This window comes from Ornithinibacillus liuyingii, from assembly GCF_055550225.1.
Map to the genome: position 1 here is coordinate 166654 of NZ_JBPWOS010000006.1, position 19019 is coordinate 185672.

Here is a 19019-nt window from a genome sequence, read left to right on the forward strand (position 1 = left end):
GTACCTCTTTCTCTTTTAAACTGATCTTATATTATTTTTATTTAAATTGTTTCCTAACTCGTTCTGAATATTAACATATGCATCTAGTAAATTTTGAGAAGACTCCCAGTGTGATCTACTTGCTGAGTATATTTTTTTACTAATTTCGTATTGAGTAGATTCAGCAGGAATAGGAATATAAACGTCATTAAGTAAATCCTCTGGTTGAACCCTTGCTCTAGAGGAAGAAGATCCCGACGATAGCCTTACGATTTGACTTTTTACATATTCTGACTGAAGTAATGGTATAAGTACATATTTGTTTTTATCTGATATATAAGGATTATCATTTTTTAAAATTATTCTGTATACTTCTTTAGAGACAACTCCGAAATTATTGATTAGAGGTGCAATACTAACTCTACTTTTTCTAGGATTAATTCTAGTAAATAAGATATCACCAGGATAGAACATATATAGGGAACTAGCTGTTATTTGAGAACCTTGTAAATATCTAATATTACTAATGATTCCTGTTTCTGATGATATATCGGGAACTTCTAGGTAATGATACTTTGTATCATCCTCAATATTAATTGAAATATTTTCAATTTCACATACTTCCTTTAGAGGAACTAAATTATTAAATGCTTTTTTTAACTGTTCTCTATCTATCTTATTTAGTAAAAAACTAGCATCAAAACGATATGGAGTAATTAAAGATTGGTCTATCCACCCACACTCTCCGCCGTTTTCAGTTGTTTTAATATCATTATATATTTCTTTAGATTTACTTAAAAAGTATGCCAAATCATTCTTATCTTTAGCTTTATAAATCTTCTTTCCCGTTTCATATCCTACTTCGATAGCTCTACCTAAGAATACATTCTTTGGTTTGTATAAGTTAGTATTATTTTGATCTTTCTTTCTCAAACCCAATATACAAGTCTTAGACACAGATCCGCCAAAAGGAATGAAGGCACCTTCAGGGAGACTAATTGAGCAAACAAGGTATGCTTTATCTAATAACCATTCTCTAAAGTAATGATATCTACTTAAATTCAATAAACCTTCTGGAAGTACAATAAATAAATCTCCACCTGGTTTTAATAAATTCAGACTCTTTTCTACAAATAGAATGTCCAATTCTTCACTATCTTTAGCTAAGCCTAATTCGTATTGTGATAGGACATTAGGGAAGTTGTACTTAATTGTAAAAGGTGGATTAGTTAAGATTAGGTCGAAATAATCATTTGGTAATTTGCTAGAACTTAATGTATCACCTTGGTAAATATTATTCCAACCATCACCATGCATAATTAAATTTATCTTTGCAAGAACATGTAAATCATAATCAGCTTCGTGACCCCAAATGTTTTTGTCGATTAAATTCGAAAACTTCTTCTTTCTTTCTACCTGAGAATCAGGGCTATCTATAATCTTTTGATTAACATAATTAAAAGCTTGAATTAAGAAACCACCAGATCCGCATGCAGGGTCTAAAAACACATCATCAACTTTCGGGTCAGAAAATCTCACGATAAAATCTACTATCTCTCTGGGTGTAAAGTATTGATCAAAATCACCTCTTAAAGTAGATTTTAGGAATATTTCATAAACTGTGCCTTTTATATCGTCCCCAGTTCCTAGAAATGAGAAGGGTTCTAATAGTTTTATTACTTCTAATAAACAATCATTATCACTTATTAAGAGTTTCTCATCTTCATTTGTATAAATATTAGGATATCTTTGTTTGGCAAAATTGAATAAAGTGTCAAAAACCTCGGTTATTTTAATTTTGTTTTTATTTGATGATAAACTAAAGTAATCAATACTGAATCTGTTATAACCTTCATTAGTTTTTGCTCTACGTTCTTCATTCATTTTAACTAGTAATATTTTAGTCATTTCCTTAAAAGATTGGTCTGATCTGATCAACCCTTTTTTTTCAATTATGTTTTTACAATTATTGATTACTTTATAAAGTTCACTGGGCTCTAATAATGTTAGAAGAATACTTTCAATCTCTCGAATTTCAAAATCCTGGTAGACTTTTTTCTTTGATTTATCAATCATTCTTAACATTTCTGCTTTACTTGGAATTGCACTAACTCTTTCACCAGTAATAGTATTGGTTGCTATGCAATCTATTCCGTTTGTAGTAACAGCAAACAAAGCAGGTGGTGTGGACACAAGTTTTGCATAACTACTAGATTGTAATATATCCTGTTCTGAAATAGATTTACTCGGTCTTTTTACATCAATTATTAACTCAATGCTTCCATTGATATAAATAGCTATATCAGACCTAACCGTTGTATTTTTGGTACCTATAACGACCTTAATGCTCTCTTCATATTTAAAATCCTCTTCTGTATAACCTAATTCCTTTAAAATAGGTAAAACAACTTTTATCTTTAAGTCTTCTTCTGATTTTACAAAACTATTAAAATCTTTTATATTACTTGAGATCCATTCTCTAATATTAATCAAAATAAATTCCTCCATAAACACCTATATAGCTTATTATATCAAAAATGATGTCTAAAATTATAGTATATTCTAACTGAGCTCAAAAAGGTAGACATATAATTTGTTTTTTTGGCATTTATGTAAACAAAGATATAGAGGATAGTATTTTGACATGTAGTAAGCGGGTTATATATTTTGGATATTTTTTCCGGTAGTGGTTTGTACTGATGAGTTAAAAGAATGCTTAAATAAAGTTATATTTAAAATATGCAAATATATTCAGAATTTGGTATTATAAATAGTATTAACTAGACTATTAACATATTTTAAGCTGGGGGGGATAAAATGATAACTTTAACAGAAGAAATAGAAGATATAAAGATTGAGATTGAGACTATAAAAGAAGTAGGTAAAAAATTTTCAGAAACATTAACAGATGAACAAGCTTTTAATATACTAATTATGCAGTATTATTGTTTTAAAGAAAATGAATTGGAGAACATTTGGTTTGATGTGAAGAGCTGCATTACTGACGGAAGTAATGATGGCGGTCTTGACTTTGTTTATTTTGATGAGGAAGAGTATAAAGTAATAATTGGACAAAATAAATATACCACAGATATCAACGTTCAGGATTGTGTTTCGGATATCCATAAAATAATCAATACAATTGAGGATTTTTATAAGGGACATACTGGAAAATATAATAAAAAGGTTAAAGAAATCTTTCAAAATTCAATAGATAGATTAACAGATGAAACTGAAGGAAATATAGAAATTGTATTCTCTTCTTTAAGTCAATTTGATTTTGAACGGACTAAAGAGCGATTAGGGGAATCAGAGAATAAAGTTTCGCAAATAGTTATTTATGCTCCAAGTGACATAAATGATACTAAAGAAAAGGTTAAATCAAGCTTTGAGGTTGTTCCAGAAGATGTTGTGAAGATTGATAATGCTAAAAACTGGCTGGAATATGAAACGGATAAACAAAAGGGATTGTTTATTAATGTTAGTTCGCAGTCAATTGCGAAGTTATTTAATAAATATAATAATAAGGGTTTATTTAATTTGAATATTAGAAGGTATATTAGAAGTAAAAGTGTAGATGATGGTATAAATAATACACTGAATAAAAATAGAGATGAATTCTGGTTTTTAAATAACGGACTCACAATTGCCTGTAATGATTTTTCTCCTGACGGAAATACGGTTAAATTATACAACTTTTCAATTGTGAATGGCGGACAAACAACAACTCTAATTGGATCGTATAAGGGGAATAACAAAGAAGAGTTTTATATTCCATGTAAAATTGTTGCAAGTAAAGAAAAGATGCGCCCCGAACATTCAATGAAGTTTTTTAATAAGATTGCGGAAGCAACAAATTCGCAGAAGCCTATTCAGCCTAAGGATTTAAAATCAAATGCTCCGGAAATGATAAATTTACAAAGACTATTAAAAACATATGATATAGGGTTAGAGATTAAGAGAGGGGAGCAAATACCAAGAAATTTAAAAATAAAAATTAAGAATGATGTATTTGCTCAAGTAGTATATTCATTCGTAAATCAAAAGCCAGGAACTGCTAGATCTAATAAGAAGTCTTTATTTAATAATAATAAATCGTACAAACAAATCTTTAGGAAAAACTATGAACAGACTGAGAAAAGGAACTTTGTAATTGATTTAATTGAATTGAACGAACGATTTGAAATCTTGTCTAAGGATTATAAAAAGAAAAGTTCTTATGAATTTACTTCTGAAGAAGCAAATGTGTTTAGTAATGGGAAATATATACTCTTTGGTTTATTCGGTGTTATTTACAGAATTATCAATAATGATGTTCAAGTTGCTGAATTAAGAGAAGATCCAAGTATCATAGACAACGATGATTTTGTATATGATAGTTTTATTTCAAATTATAGTGGAGACGATGTAGATCAAAAGTTAGATTCCTTGATAAAATTTTTAGTCGAAATATTATCTACAGCATATTCAATTCAATATGAGTCTGGAAAAGTAACAAGTGTTAGCAACTTCTTTAAGACTGACAAAAAATATTTAGAGGATATAGTAAAGACATTTGTTTCTAAGTTAAATAGAGACATCTATTTGAAGGAATTAATGGATTACGGCGAGATATTTAAAAGAAGTTAATTTAGGTCACTTGCTAGTAGGCAACATCTCTACTTTGCATAACTATCTAGACACTTTAACAGAAAAATTTAAAGGACTTATATCATCATAGGGTATAGTCCTTTTTATGAACTTATTACCTAGAGAATCACCCAAATTACCTGACCTATACTCTCTAAATAAAGTGGATAGAGGGGGAAATACAATACAGTTCTAAGAGATAAAGTTGTCATAAAGGTAGAATTTATTTGGCAAGCAAAAAATTATGAAATGGCATTTGTATGCTATTTGCCAGCCCCAATTTTATCTATGTAATAAAGATTCTTTGTAACGAAAACTGTCCCCTGTAAAAAACAGTAAATACGAATGATAAATCAGTCCATCAATCACAGCCCTGATTAGTATTGAGTCCAAAGACGTGATTCCATTGACCAAAACTTAAGATAGTAGTTATGAACCTTCATTATGAAGTGGAATATATCCTAGTTCGTCTAATACTAATAAATCCAGTTTTTCAATTTCATGATAGCTCTTTCTTATCCAACTTAATTTTAAGCGTTTGAATATGCTTCTTTTTGTTCATTCATCTAATGTTCCCCTCTCTGAAAGAAGGAATCGTAATGTCGTAATGTGATATTCCTATTTATCTCTGATTCCCTCGGTATTGACATATTTGACTTAATTCTTATGTGAGGAGTATCTTGATTAAGTAATATGTAAAAACTGTGTATATTTTGTACAACACTTGGGTGTCCACGAGTAGAAGCTGCTTGTAAAGCTTCATTTAATAATGAAAAGTCATTATTCTTTACTATCTCTCTTAATAAACGCAATGCACTTTTTGTTCTTCTTCGGTACAACAATCAAATAGTCAGACCATATGGCTTGAAATTGTTCATATAAGCTTGAATATTTAATGACTCTCGGACGTTTTGATAATAAATCCAAGTATGGCTGCCATATCATTGATTCGCTTCTAATACCATATAATCGTGAATGCTTTACTATCACTTGGTTATGACCATTTAAGATAATCACTGTGTTATATGTAAATCAAATGTTTACTTTCTGTTTTTCGAATCTGGGAGAAGTAGAATATTGCTTTTTATCTATTGTAACGATTCCATATTTGTTCGCTTTTACATCTTGATAACGGGCACATTCAAACTCTTTTTCCAGAAATACTAGACAATTTTATTTATCTCCCTCGTACCAGTTTTGATTGAATAATATCTTACTCATTATGTCGACGTTCACGATCTTTTTCTACCAATTCCCACAATGTGTTATTGAATTGATCAAAGTCTAACATTGTGCTTTCAGGTAATAAGAAGTTGTTCCTCACATATTTAACCATTGCCTCCACATACCTTTTTCATTGCCTTTACCTGGATTACAGAATTCATATGCAAATCCATAGTGTTAAACTAATATTTCAAATGTATCAGTTAAATCACGTTCTCCTTTTGCACGTACATTCTTGACGGCGGAGTATAAAATATTAAAATGAATTGTTTTAGGAACACCGCCCATATGCTGAAAGAAGCGTTGAAAGCCTTTTAGTAAACACTTCGTATTTTCCGAAGGAAACAATTGAAAGTAAAACTATTACTGTAAGGTAAATGATATTATGTGATTTTATGGTAAAATATTTAATGGAAAATATAAAAAATTGAAATGTTAAGACTCTTAAATGTAAGAATAGATAATATTAGAAGTGATTTCGTAAGGATTCATTTAGTTCTATTTATAATATAAAGATCAGACATACTAAAAGTATTATAGTTATCGCAAATAAATAACAGGGTGGTAAATATGAATAATTATGAAAAATTATATAGTATTAAGCAAAATATAGAAGAGAGTGTCAGTAAACATAAGCTATTTAGATTATCCCGTGAGGATGCTACTCTAGTGGTGCTACAGAAAGCTGGAGTGTTATATAAAATACATCTTTTTGCTGAGGACCAATCAAACCAAGAGAACTTTAAAAAATTAGCTAGAACAAATGAAACTAGAATAGATGAGATTATATTTATTCAAGAGTCAATAAAGTGGATATTTAGATGGTGTGCAAAGTATTGTCAGGATCAATCATTAATCAATAAAAAAGAAGTAGTAGCAGAAGATATATATGATCTTATGGGGGCAGCATACTCATATGATAAATTTTTTGATATGTGGGAAATGCATAGGGAGAAAAAAACTGTGTTTAGTCAACAGCGCAACAAAATAATTTTCAATTATAAGAACGAGGATTCGTATAGGATACATTTGTTTTATGACACTTATTTTAGAGAAGCTGAAAATGAAAAAAAGAAAAGTCAAATAGATAATGCAGAAGTTAATAAAAGGGATTTAAGTAAACTTTTAAAGATTGCTCATCAGACTGATTTTAATTGTACTTTTGACATTGAGTTTAATGAATTCAATTTTGAAGATTATAGGATATTTTCTACTCTGCTTACAGATTTTTTTACACAGAAATTCCTAGAAAATGATAATGATAACTCCTACGTAATTGATGTAGAAGATGAAGGACCCTTAATTTATAAAAAAGATGAATGGATAAACATGTTTACTGCCAAGTCAGAGTTAAATTATGAAAAAGTAGAAAAAATAATTGACTTCTTTACTTATGATTTCTCTGATAAATCAAGTGATATCTCCCTATCTTACTTTGTACCGCAATCCGAAAATTATTTAGCAGTATCGGAGGCGATATATAATCTTACAAGGCCAGAGGTAAATGCGATGCGATTGTTAGCCAAGAGACAATCCTCCAATTATGATTTAGCTCAAAATAATTTTGAAAATCAGGAGAGAAGAAAGGTTATAAAAGGAATCTCATCAGAATATTTATTTGGCTACGGGCGGGAAAAGTCAAAGAAGAATCTTCCTGGCATGGATTTACTCGTCTACGATCCAAAAATTAGTCATCTTCATATTATAGAATTAAAATATAAAATTCCTGTGGAGTCTACGCGTGACACTAATAATTTGGATAGCATGCTAGATAAAGCATATAAGCAGCTAGACATAGCTAAGGAATTTATTGATACTAATATATCAATAGTATTGGAAGAATATTTTGGCGAGGCGTATAAGAATATTATCCCTGATAAAATAGACTATCTAGTTTTGACTAACTATTCAATAGGAACAGGAATAAACGCTAATAAACCCACTCCAATATTACATGTGGAGCATTATATAGAATTGATGAACTATGAAAATGGCATGGAGTTAGTAAGAGAAATATTAAATGATAATGAAAAAAAGCTCAATGTTGAACAAAGAAAAAGATATAGTAGATTTTCTTTAATGGGATATAAAATTTTAATTCCTGAATTTAGTTTTCGATTTATATAATAAAAACACAGTCAATTGTTACTGAAGTAGTAACAAAAGGATTAGATTCGAATTTGGAGATGAATGATATTGCATTTGGATACATAGGGCTTGTGTCTAAAGTTTGGGATTTGTAAAGCCTTTCAACGGAGGAAGGCTATTATAAGAGTTGGGCAAGATTATATCAAATAATTAATTATTATATGCCATTGAGTAATTGAAAACTACATTTTTAAGTAGCGAATCGAAAGTTTGTCGTCTTTCAGAATTAGACATACTCGTGAATGATATAGTATTATACCATTTCTAAAGTCCTCGGCCATGTTAATAATAAAATTATAACCAAAGAACTTTTTCTTACAGACAGTACGGCGTCCTTTATAATATCTTTTTTTAGAAACGAGTTACTGTTCATATATTGATAGAATAAATCAACGTTTTTGTTTAAGAGGATACCAAATGTAATTAGCCCTACTTACATCAAATATTATATCTTCGAACTCAGGGTCATTTCTATAAGCTTTAAATAGGCAATTTAGACGTTGTTGCCCATCAGTAACGGAATGCTTCCCTGCCAAATTATCTTCTATAATGTCTCGGTGGATAAAAGAAACTTGTTCAATCGCTTTATAAAAATAAAATTTCTGCTACAACATTAATTTCGAGAGAATCTCTTTGAATACGATACTTATTCTTACTTTTTACCTTCTATAATAATAATGAGTTGGAAAAACAAATTAAATTACTATTTTACCAAGGAGGAAAAACAAAGAAGGTGTCGAATTAGTTATAGAAGATATCCCTGATAATAATGGAAGTGATAAAATGAACCACGATTTCGACCGCTTACGATGCCCTAAATGCAAAAGCCTGTATAAAATGAAAGACCAAGTTTTCTTAGACGAACTAAACACAGTCGTTCACCAAAAGTGCTACAATCCATATACTACCTACGCAATCAAAGATAAAGGCACCTACAAAGAGATCGTAGAACGATACCCATTCTTCAGTGAACTAGCTCCTAAGACTTCTTCTTGATAATGGATAAGATAAAGTTTGTCCGTTCCAACTGCTTTAATAACTCCACTTTAGGTACTTCAACAGCAATTTGATTCCCATTCTTAAACAATATTATGGATTGATTGGGTATTTTCTCCACAATACTTTCAACATGATTATAGAATATCCAACAACAATTCCAATTTTTAAAAGCATGGGTGGGAAAAGCAATGATATTCCGGTAAATGCTGATTGGAATAGGAGTTTTCCTGCTAAAACCGGTCAAGTGTTGAATAGACTCTCTTCTACCTGCAAAAGAACTAAAATTATCTAAACAACCCCTTTGGATTATCTCTAAAGGGGTTTTCTTTACGTAAAGTGTTCTATCCGGTTCTAGCGCAATAGTTTGGTAGTTTATATGGTTAACAGGAATTAATGCCATTGTTTGTTCGTTTATTTCATAGTGAGGTTGTATATTGCTCATAAGATGAGAAATTCCTTTATCAGCTAAGAGTTTATCTACAGCTATTCTTTTGTTATGTCAAAACCGTTATTCTCTAGTTCTTTAATAATACGATCAAATATGAGATTGATATCTATTCCAGCATTTCGTAGCCTTAATAGAGTCTCAATACGAGGCAATCTTGTTCCTCTCTCCATCTCGCCAATATGTTCAGGGCCAATCCCCGTATCTTGAGAAAATCTCTCTTGTGTAACATCTCTTTCAATATCCCGAATTTTTCTAAGTTCATGTCCGAAAATCTCAGATATTAATTTCAGTTGTTCTTTATCCACCTGGGCACGTCCCTTTTTGTACCCATTGTCATAAGAGAAGAGTGAACATACCACATACGAACGTATGGATTTTTACATAATATGGTAATTGTTTTGGTTTTAAGTTAGAAGTTGCTACATACCTATTAAAAAACTACTTAACTTTCAAACCTAGTTACAAAATAGAATTTTTAAGGCATTTATTAAGCCAAAATTCCATTTTTATAGGACAAACTCCAATTTTACTACTCTATCACGTGATGTTAGTTGATATGACAACCATTAACAGACCAACTATCCTAATGGTGCCGGCAACAATAAAGCATATAGGAGAGTGTTAAATGGATAAAGATTTTACGTTTGAAGAAATATCTAAACAGAATGAAAATCGAATACACTATCATATTCACAAGTTACAAATAAGAGATTCATACAATGAATTCTATGTAGAAGGGCTATACGCGATGTGGCTTGCCTATAAACGATATCAACCAGATAAAGGACCGCTAGCTACTTATTTCAACTTCATGATACGCAATCGCATGATTGATTTGATTCGGAATAAAACGAAGGAGCAGCGAGACATGGATGCTTATCTGCAAAAGGAAAGTATCGAAAAGCAGGATGGGAATCATTCCAGTACTAGTAGCGTTCCACTCATAACACCTGAGGATATCGAAATAGTAGATGAAGCGATATGGAATGAAGTAAAGGAGAAGCTGAGTCCTAATCAGTGGAAATGGGTCGATTATTATATCATTCAAGGATTGTCACAGAGAGAGATTGCTGAAATAGAAGGAGTAACTGTTGAGGCAGTAAAGAGTTGGGCAAGAGAGGCTAAGAAGAAACTACGAGCTTCCAATATTCTGGATCATGGTAATTAACAAAAGGTGGATGGGGAATTTCCTCATCCACTTAATAGAAAGGGAGATACATAAATGAATTATATTAAAGAAATTAATGCATTTTACGATCTAATGGAGAGGGAGCCGCTATCAGCATCTGCGGTGAACTTATGGCATACGTTATTACACATTAATAATAAGGCTGGGTGGATAGAGGAATTTACGGTATCTAGTACTATTTTAAAGTTAAAAGGTGGACTAACTGATAGTTCCTTTAAAAGAGCAAGAAAGGAATTGGAAGAAAGAGGATTCATTGAATGGCGTTCGAGGGGGAGAAATCTTGCGCCTTTTTACAGGATGAAGAGTCTTTGTGTGGAGTTTAACAGTGCTGGAGGGTATGGGTCTAGTTTAGTTGAAACAGACGTGGACCAACAGGTGGACCACACTATGGACCACAGGACGGACCAACAAATGAACCAGCAAACGAACCAACAAGCGGACCAGCAGGTGAACCGTCAAACGGCCCCTTTAATTAAACAAAAGGAAACAAAACAAAAAGAAATGAAACAAAGTCGTCAAGAAGGGACAAGAACTGACGCGGTTGCTTTTTATCAAGATAACTTCGGTCTAGTCACTCCGTTTCTGACCGAGGAGCTCTTATCGTGGGTTAATGATTTTGGTGATGAATTTGTAATTGAAGCAATGAAACGGGCGCTTGTACGTGGGAAGTTGAACTTTAGTTATGTGAGGGGCATTATGAATTCTTGGTTGAATCAGGGGATTAGGACTGTGGAGGAGTTGAAGCTTAGTGAACTAGAGGGGAGGAATAGCAGGAATAGTGGTTCTGGCTGGAATCGTAGTAGATCTCGTAGTGATGAGGTTGTGCCGGAGTGGTTTTTGGAGAGGCAGCGGAAGCGGAAGGAGGATTATTTAGATGACGAGGAAGAGGAGGTCGCTGGGGAAATATTGAAGGAGTACTTGGCACAGAGGACTGTGTAATGAGGCGATAATTACGAACAAAGGTAAATATATGTAAGTATAGAGGGAAAAAGGTGATTTTGTAATAGGGATTGGGTCACGGGGACTTTTCTTTGCGTAATAAAGGCTAATAAAATATATACCTTGCTCAATAAACTAAATCTAAGGTTTATAATAAAATTATTTTCTCCGATATTATAATTGTAAGTTCAATAAATATAAGGAGTTTTATTTTTGAGTATCGATTATAAAGAAATTATGGTCTATCTTAAAGACTATCTTCCGTTGGTTTCATTAGTGCCTCCTGTTATATGGTTTATAAATAAGGTTCTAAACCGTACTAAATTTGATGTTCTTTTGGAGGATAAGTATAGGAGAAAACTATATGATTTTCTAGAGCTTTTACTAATATCTATAATTATTTCATTAATTATTACAATTGCTGCAGTTTCGATGCCAATTCATAAGAATTTAATAGACTACCTAGGAAATGGATTTTTATTAGTAATAGGTTTAATAATTTTATCTATTTTGATTATGTATGTTGTATATCGAATTGTACTTAAGGAAAAAAGGTATAAAAAGATAGTTAAGAAAGAGGTAAAGCGAAACAAGGAAAAAGTTTGGATACGGACATTTAAAATTTTTTCAATTCTAGTTTACGCTGGATTAATTTATATTAACTTTATAGTTATATATATTGCCAATATTAACTTGGATCAAGAGGAATTAATTTTCTTTAACATATCGTTAATAGTTTTTTATATTGCCTACTTTGCCGTATTAAGAAAGTTAAATCTCCAATTATATAAAAGCCAATTAGAGTACTATAAAATGATTGTAGTAAATCCGAATAAGGTTAATGATGAATTATCTAAACTTGTAATTTTTTATACTTTAGGTAAAGAAAGAATTATATTAATTAGAAAGAAAGATACAGAATATGTAAAAGACCTCTATAAAATTAGAATTTTTTATGTATATGATACTAGTACAAATACATTACTTAAATTTAAATCATAAGAATGTGCGAATATTATAATAAGCTATCTGGGGAGATAATTTAGGTGTATATATATTCTACCTTTATTTAAGTCCCAGTACCCGTTCTTGATCGGGGATTCACCTGTGGACCCATCCTAGTGTTAGCGTCCCTTGTCTTCATGTTTAGAAGTGGGAAAATGTCCGTTTCACCGAGTAAAAAAGTTTCGTCCATAGATTTTGTAAGGAGTTATTATCAATAGGTAGGAGTAAACATTGAATATAGAAAAGTATTTAATCTTAGAAAAAAACAAAGATAAGACAGAACAAATTGAGACATGTCAGTTGATCAACGGAAAATGGATAATAAAGTTCAACAAAAGTGAGAAAAAATACTCCTTTAACGAGGAAAATATCCTTTTTCTAAGTGAACCTCACACTATTGATCCTAGTACAAGTATCGTATTTGCGAATGACCAACCAATCTCAGGTATTAACAAAATACTAGATTTTGGCTCACATATTAGGATTATATTTAACAATGGATTTAACAAGATATATAAAAGTTCAGAACTCAACATAGAAAAAAACTCTTTAAGTAATGCGAAAGAAAAAGACACCTTTGAATATTTAAAAACACTAGCAGACGCTGTTAGCGTAAAACTTGATGGAGATGTGTCCTTTTTAAGAAAGCAGTATAATAACCTCACTCAGATTAGTCCACGAAGTGTTTTATCAGCATATTTAGGAAAGAAAAATCTAATTATCCAATCGAAACAGCAACAAGTAATTTTTCCATTTGGCTTTAATGCTAGTCAAAAGTCAGCAACTGAAAAGGCAATTACAAGTCAATTGAGTATAATTGAAGGTCCACCTGGTACTGGCAAAACGCAAACCATTTTAAATATCATAGCAAACGCAGTAATAAATAATAAAACTGTTGCCGTAGTTTCTAATAATAACTCTGCCACTGAAAATGTTGTTAAAAAGTTAAAAAAATATGGAATTGGTTTTATTGCAGCTTCTTTAGGTAATAAGGATAATCAGAAGAAATTCTTCTCTGAACAGAGTAAAACATATCCTAATATGAGTGATTGGATGATAGAGGAGGAAGAAATTCAATCCATTAAAACTTACCTGGTAGAAGAGCAACATAAGTTAAGCGATATGCTAGAAAGCCAAAATAGAAGGGCTATTCTGAAACAAGAGCTATCTCAACTTCAAACAGAATATGGTTACTTTGAAGACTACTATTCAGAATCAGGTTTTACAGAGTTTGATATAAAATCGTTGTTTCCATGGAAGGCAGATAAACTATTACAACTTATAGTTGCGTATCGACAACAAATTAAAACAGGGAAAATTAAATTTAGCACAAAATTATATAATCTATTTAATTATGGAATCTATCATTTTAGTATCTATAAGAACTCACCAGAGTTTATTATTACCTACTTACAAAAGAAGTATTACGACTTAAAATGGAACGAATTAAAGGATGAAATTGCTTCTTTAGATCGTAAGCTAGATAATTTCAATTTTGAAAGTGCGATGCAAGAATTCAGAGAACAATCAATGCGATTGTTTAAGGCAAGATTGGCCAAGCGGTTTGGTAGAGGTGGATCCAGGCCTATCTTTGATGCTAGCTCACTATGGAAGGGTTTTAATCGTTTTATCAAGGAATATCCTGTAGTTTTAAGTACAACTCATTCATTACGTAATTGTGCTGCTAATAATTATTTATTTGACTATGTATTAGTTGATGAGGCTTCCCAAGTAGATATTGTGACGGGGGCTTTAGCGCTATCATGTGCAAAAAATGCAGTGATTGTTGGTGATGAAAAACAGCTTCCAAATGTAGTTCCAGAAGACGTAAGAGAAAAAACTACTACCGTGTTTAACTCGTATCAATTTGATGATGCCTATAATTATTCAAAACATAGCTTACTAACCTCTATTGAAACGTTATTTAGTGAAATACCTAAGACATTGTTAAAAGAGCATTATCGTTGTCATCCGAAGATTATCGGTTTCTGCAATCATAAATTCTATAATAATGAGTTAGTTATTTTAACAGATGGTCAAGAACAGGACAAACCTTTAGTTTTATTTAAAACAGTAAAGGGGAATCATGCAAGAGGAACGGTTAACCAAAGGCAAATTGATGTCATTACGAAAGAAATAATCCCTGATCTTAGTCATGAAGATTCTGTAGGAATTATAGCTCCGTTTCGGTTACAGGCAGATGAGCTGCAAAAGGTTACCAATGAAAGGGAAATTGAAGCGGATACCGTGCACAAGTTCCAAGGTAGGGAAAAAGACATCATAATTTTATCGACCGTTTCCAACCAAATTAACGCAAATGATTTTGCTGATAACTCGAACCTTATCAATGTAGCTGTTTCGCGCGCTGTTAAAAAACTAATCATGGTAGCTGCTGAGGGTAGCGAAGAATGGCATGGAACTAATATTGGCGATTTAATAAGGTACATTAAATACAACAATTTTGAGATAAAAGATAGCCAAATCTATTCTGTATTTGATCTTCTTTATAGTTGTTATTCAGATCAATTAATTAGGGTGTTGAAAAGTAGTAAAAAAGTTTCTGAGCATATATCGGAAATATTAGTGAATAATGTGATTGAAAAAGTATTGGAAGAAAAGCATTTTCAAACACTTGGTTGTGTTCTTCATCAGCCGTTGAGAATGCTGGTTAAAAATTCAGAAATTCTTACCGAAGAGGAAAGGATATATGCAATGAATATCCTAACCCATACTGACTTTGTTATTTTTAATAAAATGGATAAGATGCCAGTATTAGTAGTGGAAGTAGATGGACATGCGTTTCATGCAGATAATGCAGCACAACTTAAGCGAGATAAAATGAAAGATAATATCTTAAGGAAGTATAATATCCCTATTATACGATTGAAAACGACTGGAAGTGAAGAAGAGAAGTTAATTCGTAATAAACTCATTGAGGTATTAAGAATCAATGAATAATTCATAAATTGGATAATGAGAATGTTCTTTGTGAAATCATCAAGGTGAAATATTAAAGTGATATTAATTTGTAGAATATTGTGATATTATGTAAGTGAAATCACACAAGCAATCATCTTACTAGGGCATGACAACGTGGATATAAAGTTGTCATGCCCTTTTGTTATTTAATTGATAATTAAATGTTTGGAGGAGTTTCGATGGGAAGGCGCATGTATGAAATTGAGATTAGGCATGATGGGTTAAATAAATATAGGTTAATAAAAGGATCTGACCCTTATGTTGTTAGGCAGAAAGCAAGATACCAAGAATTGCAATGGGAGGAAATGTGGAAGAAAAAACTGGAAAGTCAATTAAAGAAAGACGAAAGAGAGGCTGCTGCTAGAGAAAAGGAGGCTAAAAAGACGCTAGCATTACAGTTAACGAGTGAAGCAGAAGAGAAAATAAAGGAATTAGAGGGTATTTTGACCTTTAGTCTTGAAGAAGATGGTGCAATAGACTGGGAAAATTTAAAGGATTATACAGAATTTGATGAGCCTCAACCAGTTGAGATAGAACATATATCCTTACCAGATAAGCCAATAGAGGAGAGTACAAAATATATCCCTAAATTAAATATTATAGATATCTTTTTTAAGTCTAGTAAAAACAAAAAAATAATAAATATGAAAAAGTTATATGAAGAGGATTTAGGAAAATGGGAAAAAGAGGTAGAAGAGATAAACGATAAAAACGAGGATATTACAGCTCAAAATGAAGCAAACTTAGATGCTTGGCTAAAGAAGGAAGCGGAATTTAAAAGAGAACAAAAAGAGAAAAATAATGCAATTGATAATCAGAAGCATAACTATGAAAAAGGGTTACCATCAGCAATTGTTGATTATTGTGATATGGTCTTATCTAAATCAAGATATCCAGATTACTTTCCCCAGGAATATGATGTCGATTATAACCCAAACAATCATGTATTGATTGTTGATTATTCATTGCCATCTCCGGATAATTTACCAACGGTCAGAGATGTAAAATATATTCAATCAAGAGATGAGTTTAAAGAGTCATATTTAACTGCAACTGCTATAAACAAAATATATGATAGTTTACTATATCAAATAACATTACGCTCCATACACGAGCTGTTTGAAGCGGATGTGGCAAATTATATTGATTCGATTGTGTTTAATGGATGGGTTGAATCGATTGATAAGGCTTTAGGTAATAAAGTAACCGCATGTATTCTATCAATACAAGTATCGAAAGAAGAGTTTATAAAAGTCAATTTATCGCAGGTTGACCCTAAGCTGTGTTTTAAAAACTTTAAGGGAATTGGAAGTAGCAAGTTGAATAGTCTTACACCGATAGCGCCAATTATTACAATAAATCGTGATGATCCACGCTTTGTATCTTCTTATGATGTGATGGATTCATTAAGTGAAACCAACAATATAGCGGCTATGGATTGGCAGGAATTTGAGCATTTAATAAGGGAAATCTTTGAAAAGGAATTTAATCAATCTGGTGGTGAAGTGAAGATTACTAGAGCTAGTAGAGATGGTGGAGTTGATGCAGTAGCGTTCGATCCTGATCCTATCAGAGGAGGGAAAATTGTAATTCAAGCAAAAAGATATACAAATGTAGTTGGTGTTTCAGCTGTCAGAGATTTATATGGAACCGTTATGAACGAGGGTGCTACTAAAGGAATTTTAGTATCTACTGCTGATTATGGACCTGATGCATACAGTTTTGCTAAAGATAAGCCACTTACTTTGATTAATGGTAATAATTTATTGCACCTATTACAGAAGCATGGTCATAGGGCGAAGATAGATTTGAAGGAAGCGAAGAAAGTAATTAAAGAAAAGGAAAGTAATATTGGGCAATAAATGAATAGGGGGATTCCATATGTTGCAAAATAGAATCGATGAATTAGATAGTGCGATTTTAGATATAAATGGAGAATTAGTATTTGTGACAGGATTCATGCATGAGGAAATGATGGAATTACATCTTGTTGAAGGGAAAGATTATTGGAGTTCAAAAGGCTTATATGACTATCAAGAGTTGCAATATCAAAATATAAAAAATAATGCACTAATAATAGTTAGAGAAAATGGAAAAGAGATAAATAGATATCAGTATAAACCGGTCTATAAAGATACCGTTCAATATAAAAATAAAAATGGTAAAAATCTATCTATCACTTTTACGATAAGAAAAAGTTTATTTAGTGAACATTACCATCTTCTATCTGATAGAATTTCAATCATTTTTGATAGAAAAGATGATCTGGATAACTATCTATTAGATGAATATGGTATTCGCTGTACCTATAATTAGGGGTTAAGGTTACGAGGGGGGAATAATAATGGATAATATGATTTTATTGGACATTGAGACTGGTGATTTTGATGTGGACTCCGGAATATATGAAGTAGCATTATTGGTAATTAAGGAGGGTAGAGTAATTCTAAGTGAACATATTGCGGAAGTATATGATGAAAAGATTCGCCACCTAGGAATGGGGGAAGGATACAAGAATATATCTGAAAATCAAGTAATGCAGGAGCGTTTCCAACATATAATCAATACATATCAATACCCCATAGTAGCTCATAATGTTTCTTTTGATAGAAAGTTTCTCGTTCATTATGGTTGGTTAGAAGAGAATTACGAATGTTACGATTCTGTGCGGGCTATCAAGTATGCTAATCCTAATTTGTTTTCTTATTCATTAGAATATCTAGTACATTATTATGAGATTGATCTTTCATTAACTCATATTGCAATAGATGATGTTTACGCGCTTTTTGAGGTGATTAAAAAGGTTGATCCTAAAACATGGATACCTTTATACAAAGTTCCTCCCAAAAAATTTAATAAATTTGTTGAAGCCACCGCTAACGTGGAAGGAGAAAGTTCAGTTTTTCAAGGAAAGAGATTAGTGTTTACGGGTGCAAGTCCCTTTCCTAGAATCCTAATGAAAGAGATAGCAACAAAGTGTGGTGCAATCGTAACCGGAAGCGTATCTTCTAAAACAGATTTATTGATTTGTGGAGAAAAGCCAGGTAGTAAGTTAGAAAAAGCTAGGGAGTTAGATATTGAAATACAGACAGATGAATGGTTCATAGATGCAGTATCAAAGGATTTAAATTTAGAGACGGCTACTATTGTGCGGCAAAGTGTTGCTGCAACCAAGGAAACTAGAAACGAAAAAATAACTTACACTAAGATTCCTGAATTAAGAGGAAAATTAGTTAATATAGCATTGCTACCATTTAGGATACAAAAGAAAGTGGAAGATATTCTCATTAATCATATGGAGGTAGTTGGCATTAATAAAGGAACCAATGGTTATAAGGTGGATTTTATTATTCATTCAGACGATAGGGAGTATGTCCTTTTAGAAAAGGCTAAAGAAATGCAAATAATTGCTATTCCATTGTCCAAGTTTAATAGAATGATTTTGAGTTAGTAATGAATAGTTAATAAGTAGTTTGCTAG

General features: G+C 31.7%; 13 protein-coding genes and 1 pseudogene. 9 read left to right on the forward strand and 5 right to left on the reverse strand.

All coding sequences use genetic code 11. The annotated features are described in order from the left end of the window. Window positions 1–15: 15 nt before the first annotated feature. Window positions 16–2472, reverse strand: a complete 2457-nt coding sequence (locus ACSKT4_RS09960) for an N-6 DNA methylase (RefSeq protein ID WP_465823307.1) — start codon at window positions 2470–2472, stop codon at window positions 16–18. A 324-nt stretch (window positions 2473–2796) separates the two neighbouring features. On the opposite strand from ACSKT4_RS09960, the gene ACSKT4_RS09965 reads away from it, so the two are divergent. Next, window positions 2797–4608 carry an AIPR family protein gene (locus ACSKT4_RS09965; RefSeq protein ID WP_465823308.1) on the forward strand — a complete coding sequence of 604 codons (1812 nt, stop codon included), beginning with the start codon at window positions 2797–2799 and terminating at the stop codon, window positions 4606–4608. 282 nt (window positions 4609–4890) lie between these two features. Here the strand turns inward: ACSKT4_RS09965 and ACSKT4_RS09970 are convergent. Both ACSKT4_RS09970 and ACSKT4_RS09975 read right to left on the reverse strand, forming a co-directional pair. Beyond that, window positions 4891–5121 (reverse strand): annotated as a pseudogene (locus tag ACSKT4_RS09970) (ATP-binding protein); the annotation flags it as partial. A gap of 267 nt (window positions 5122–5388) precedes the next feature. Beyond that, window positions 5389–5625 (reverse strand): hypothetical protein, encoded by a 237-nt coding sequence (locus tag ACSKT4_RS09975; protein WP_465823309.1) that lies wholly within the window; start codon window positions 5623–5625, stop codon window positions 5389–5391. A 777-nt stretch (window positions 5626–6402) separates the two neighbouring features. On the opposite strand from ACSKT4_RS09975, the gene ACSKT4_RS09980 reads away from it, so the two are divergent. Then, window positions 6403–7959 (forward strand): hypothetical protein, encoded by a 1557-nt coding sequence (locus ACSKT4_RS09980; protein WP_465823310.1) that lies wholly within the window; start codon window positions 6403–6405, stop codon window positions 7957–7959. A gap of 1000 nt (window positions 7960–8959) precedes the next feature. Here the strand turns inward: ACSKT4_RS09980 and ACSKT4_RS09985 are convergent. Further along, the gene (locus ACSKT4_RS09985) at window positions 8960–9421 is read right to left on the reverse strand and encodes a competence protein ComK (RefSeq protein ID WP_465823311.1); all 462 of its coding nucleotides are present in this window, start codon (window positions 9419–9421) and stop codon (window positions 8960–8962) included. A gap of 41 nt (window positions 9422–9462) precedes the next feature. Continuing rightward, window positions 9463–9732 carry a helix-turn-helix domain-containing protein gene (locus tag ACSKT4_RS09990; RefSeq protein WP_465823312.1) on the reverse strand — a complete coding sequence of 90 codons (270 nt, stop codon included), beginning with the start codon at window positions 9730–9732 and terminating at the stop codon, window positions 9463–9465. A gap of 320 nt (window positions 9733–10052) precedes the next feature. Here ACSKT4_RS09990 and ACSKT4_RS09995 point away from each other — a divergent pair, with 320 nt between their 5' ends. From ACSKT4_RS09995 to ACSKT4_RS10025, 7 genes are all read left to right on the forward strand, one after another. Then, a complete protein-coding gene (locus ACSKT4_RS09995; RefSeq protein ID WP_465823313.1) occupies window positions 10053–10595 on the forward strand; it encodes a sigma-70 family RNA polymerase sigma factor in 543 nt (180 codons plus the stop codon). 54 nt (window positions 10596–10649) lie between these two features. After that, window positions 10650–11555, forward strand: a complete 906-nt coding sequence (locus tag ACSKT4_RS10000) for a DnaD domain-containing protein (RefSeq protein WP_465823314.1) — start codon at window positions 10650–10652, stop codon at window positions 11553–11555. Between the two features lie 213 nt (window positions 11556–11768). Further along, window positions 11769–12557 carry a hypothetical protein gene (locus ACSKT4_RS10005; RefSeq protein ID WP_465823315.1) on the forward strand — a complete coding sequence of 263 codons (789 nt, stop codon included), beginning with the start codon at window positions 11769–11771 and terminating at the stop codon, window positions 12555–12557. A gap of 234 nt (window positions 12558–12791) precedes the next feature. Continuing rightward, the gene (locus tag ACSKT4_RS10010; RefSeq protein ID WP_465823317.1) at window positions 12792–15518 is read left to right on the forward strand and encodes an AAA domain-containing protein; all 2727 of its coding nucleotides are present in this window, start codon (window positions 12792–12794) and stop codon (window positions 15516–15518) included. A 200-nt stretch (window positions 15519–15718) separates the two neighbouring features. Continuing rightward, on the forward strand, window positions 15719–17401 hold the full coding sequence (locus tag ACSKT4_RS10015) for a restriction endonuclease (protein WP_465823318.1): 1683 nt from the start codon (window positions 15719–15721) through the stop codon (window positions 17399–17401). Window positions 17402–17420: 19 nt separating this feature from the next. Beyond that, window positions 17421–17855 (forward strand): hypothetical protein, encoded by a 435-nt coding sequence (locus ACSKT4_RS10020; RefSeq protein ID WP_465823319.1) that lies wholly within the window; start codon window positions 17421–17423, stop codon window positions 17853–17855. 28 nt (window positions 17856–17883) lie between these two features. Next, window positions 17884–18990: a BRCT domain-containing protein gene (locus ACSKT4_RS10025; RefSeq protein WP_465823320.1), complete on the forward strand. Its 1107-nt coding sequence runs from the start codon at window positions 17884–17886 to the stop codon at window positions 18988–18990. Window positions 18991–19019: the final 29 nt, after the last annotated feature.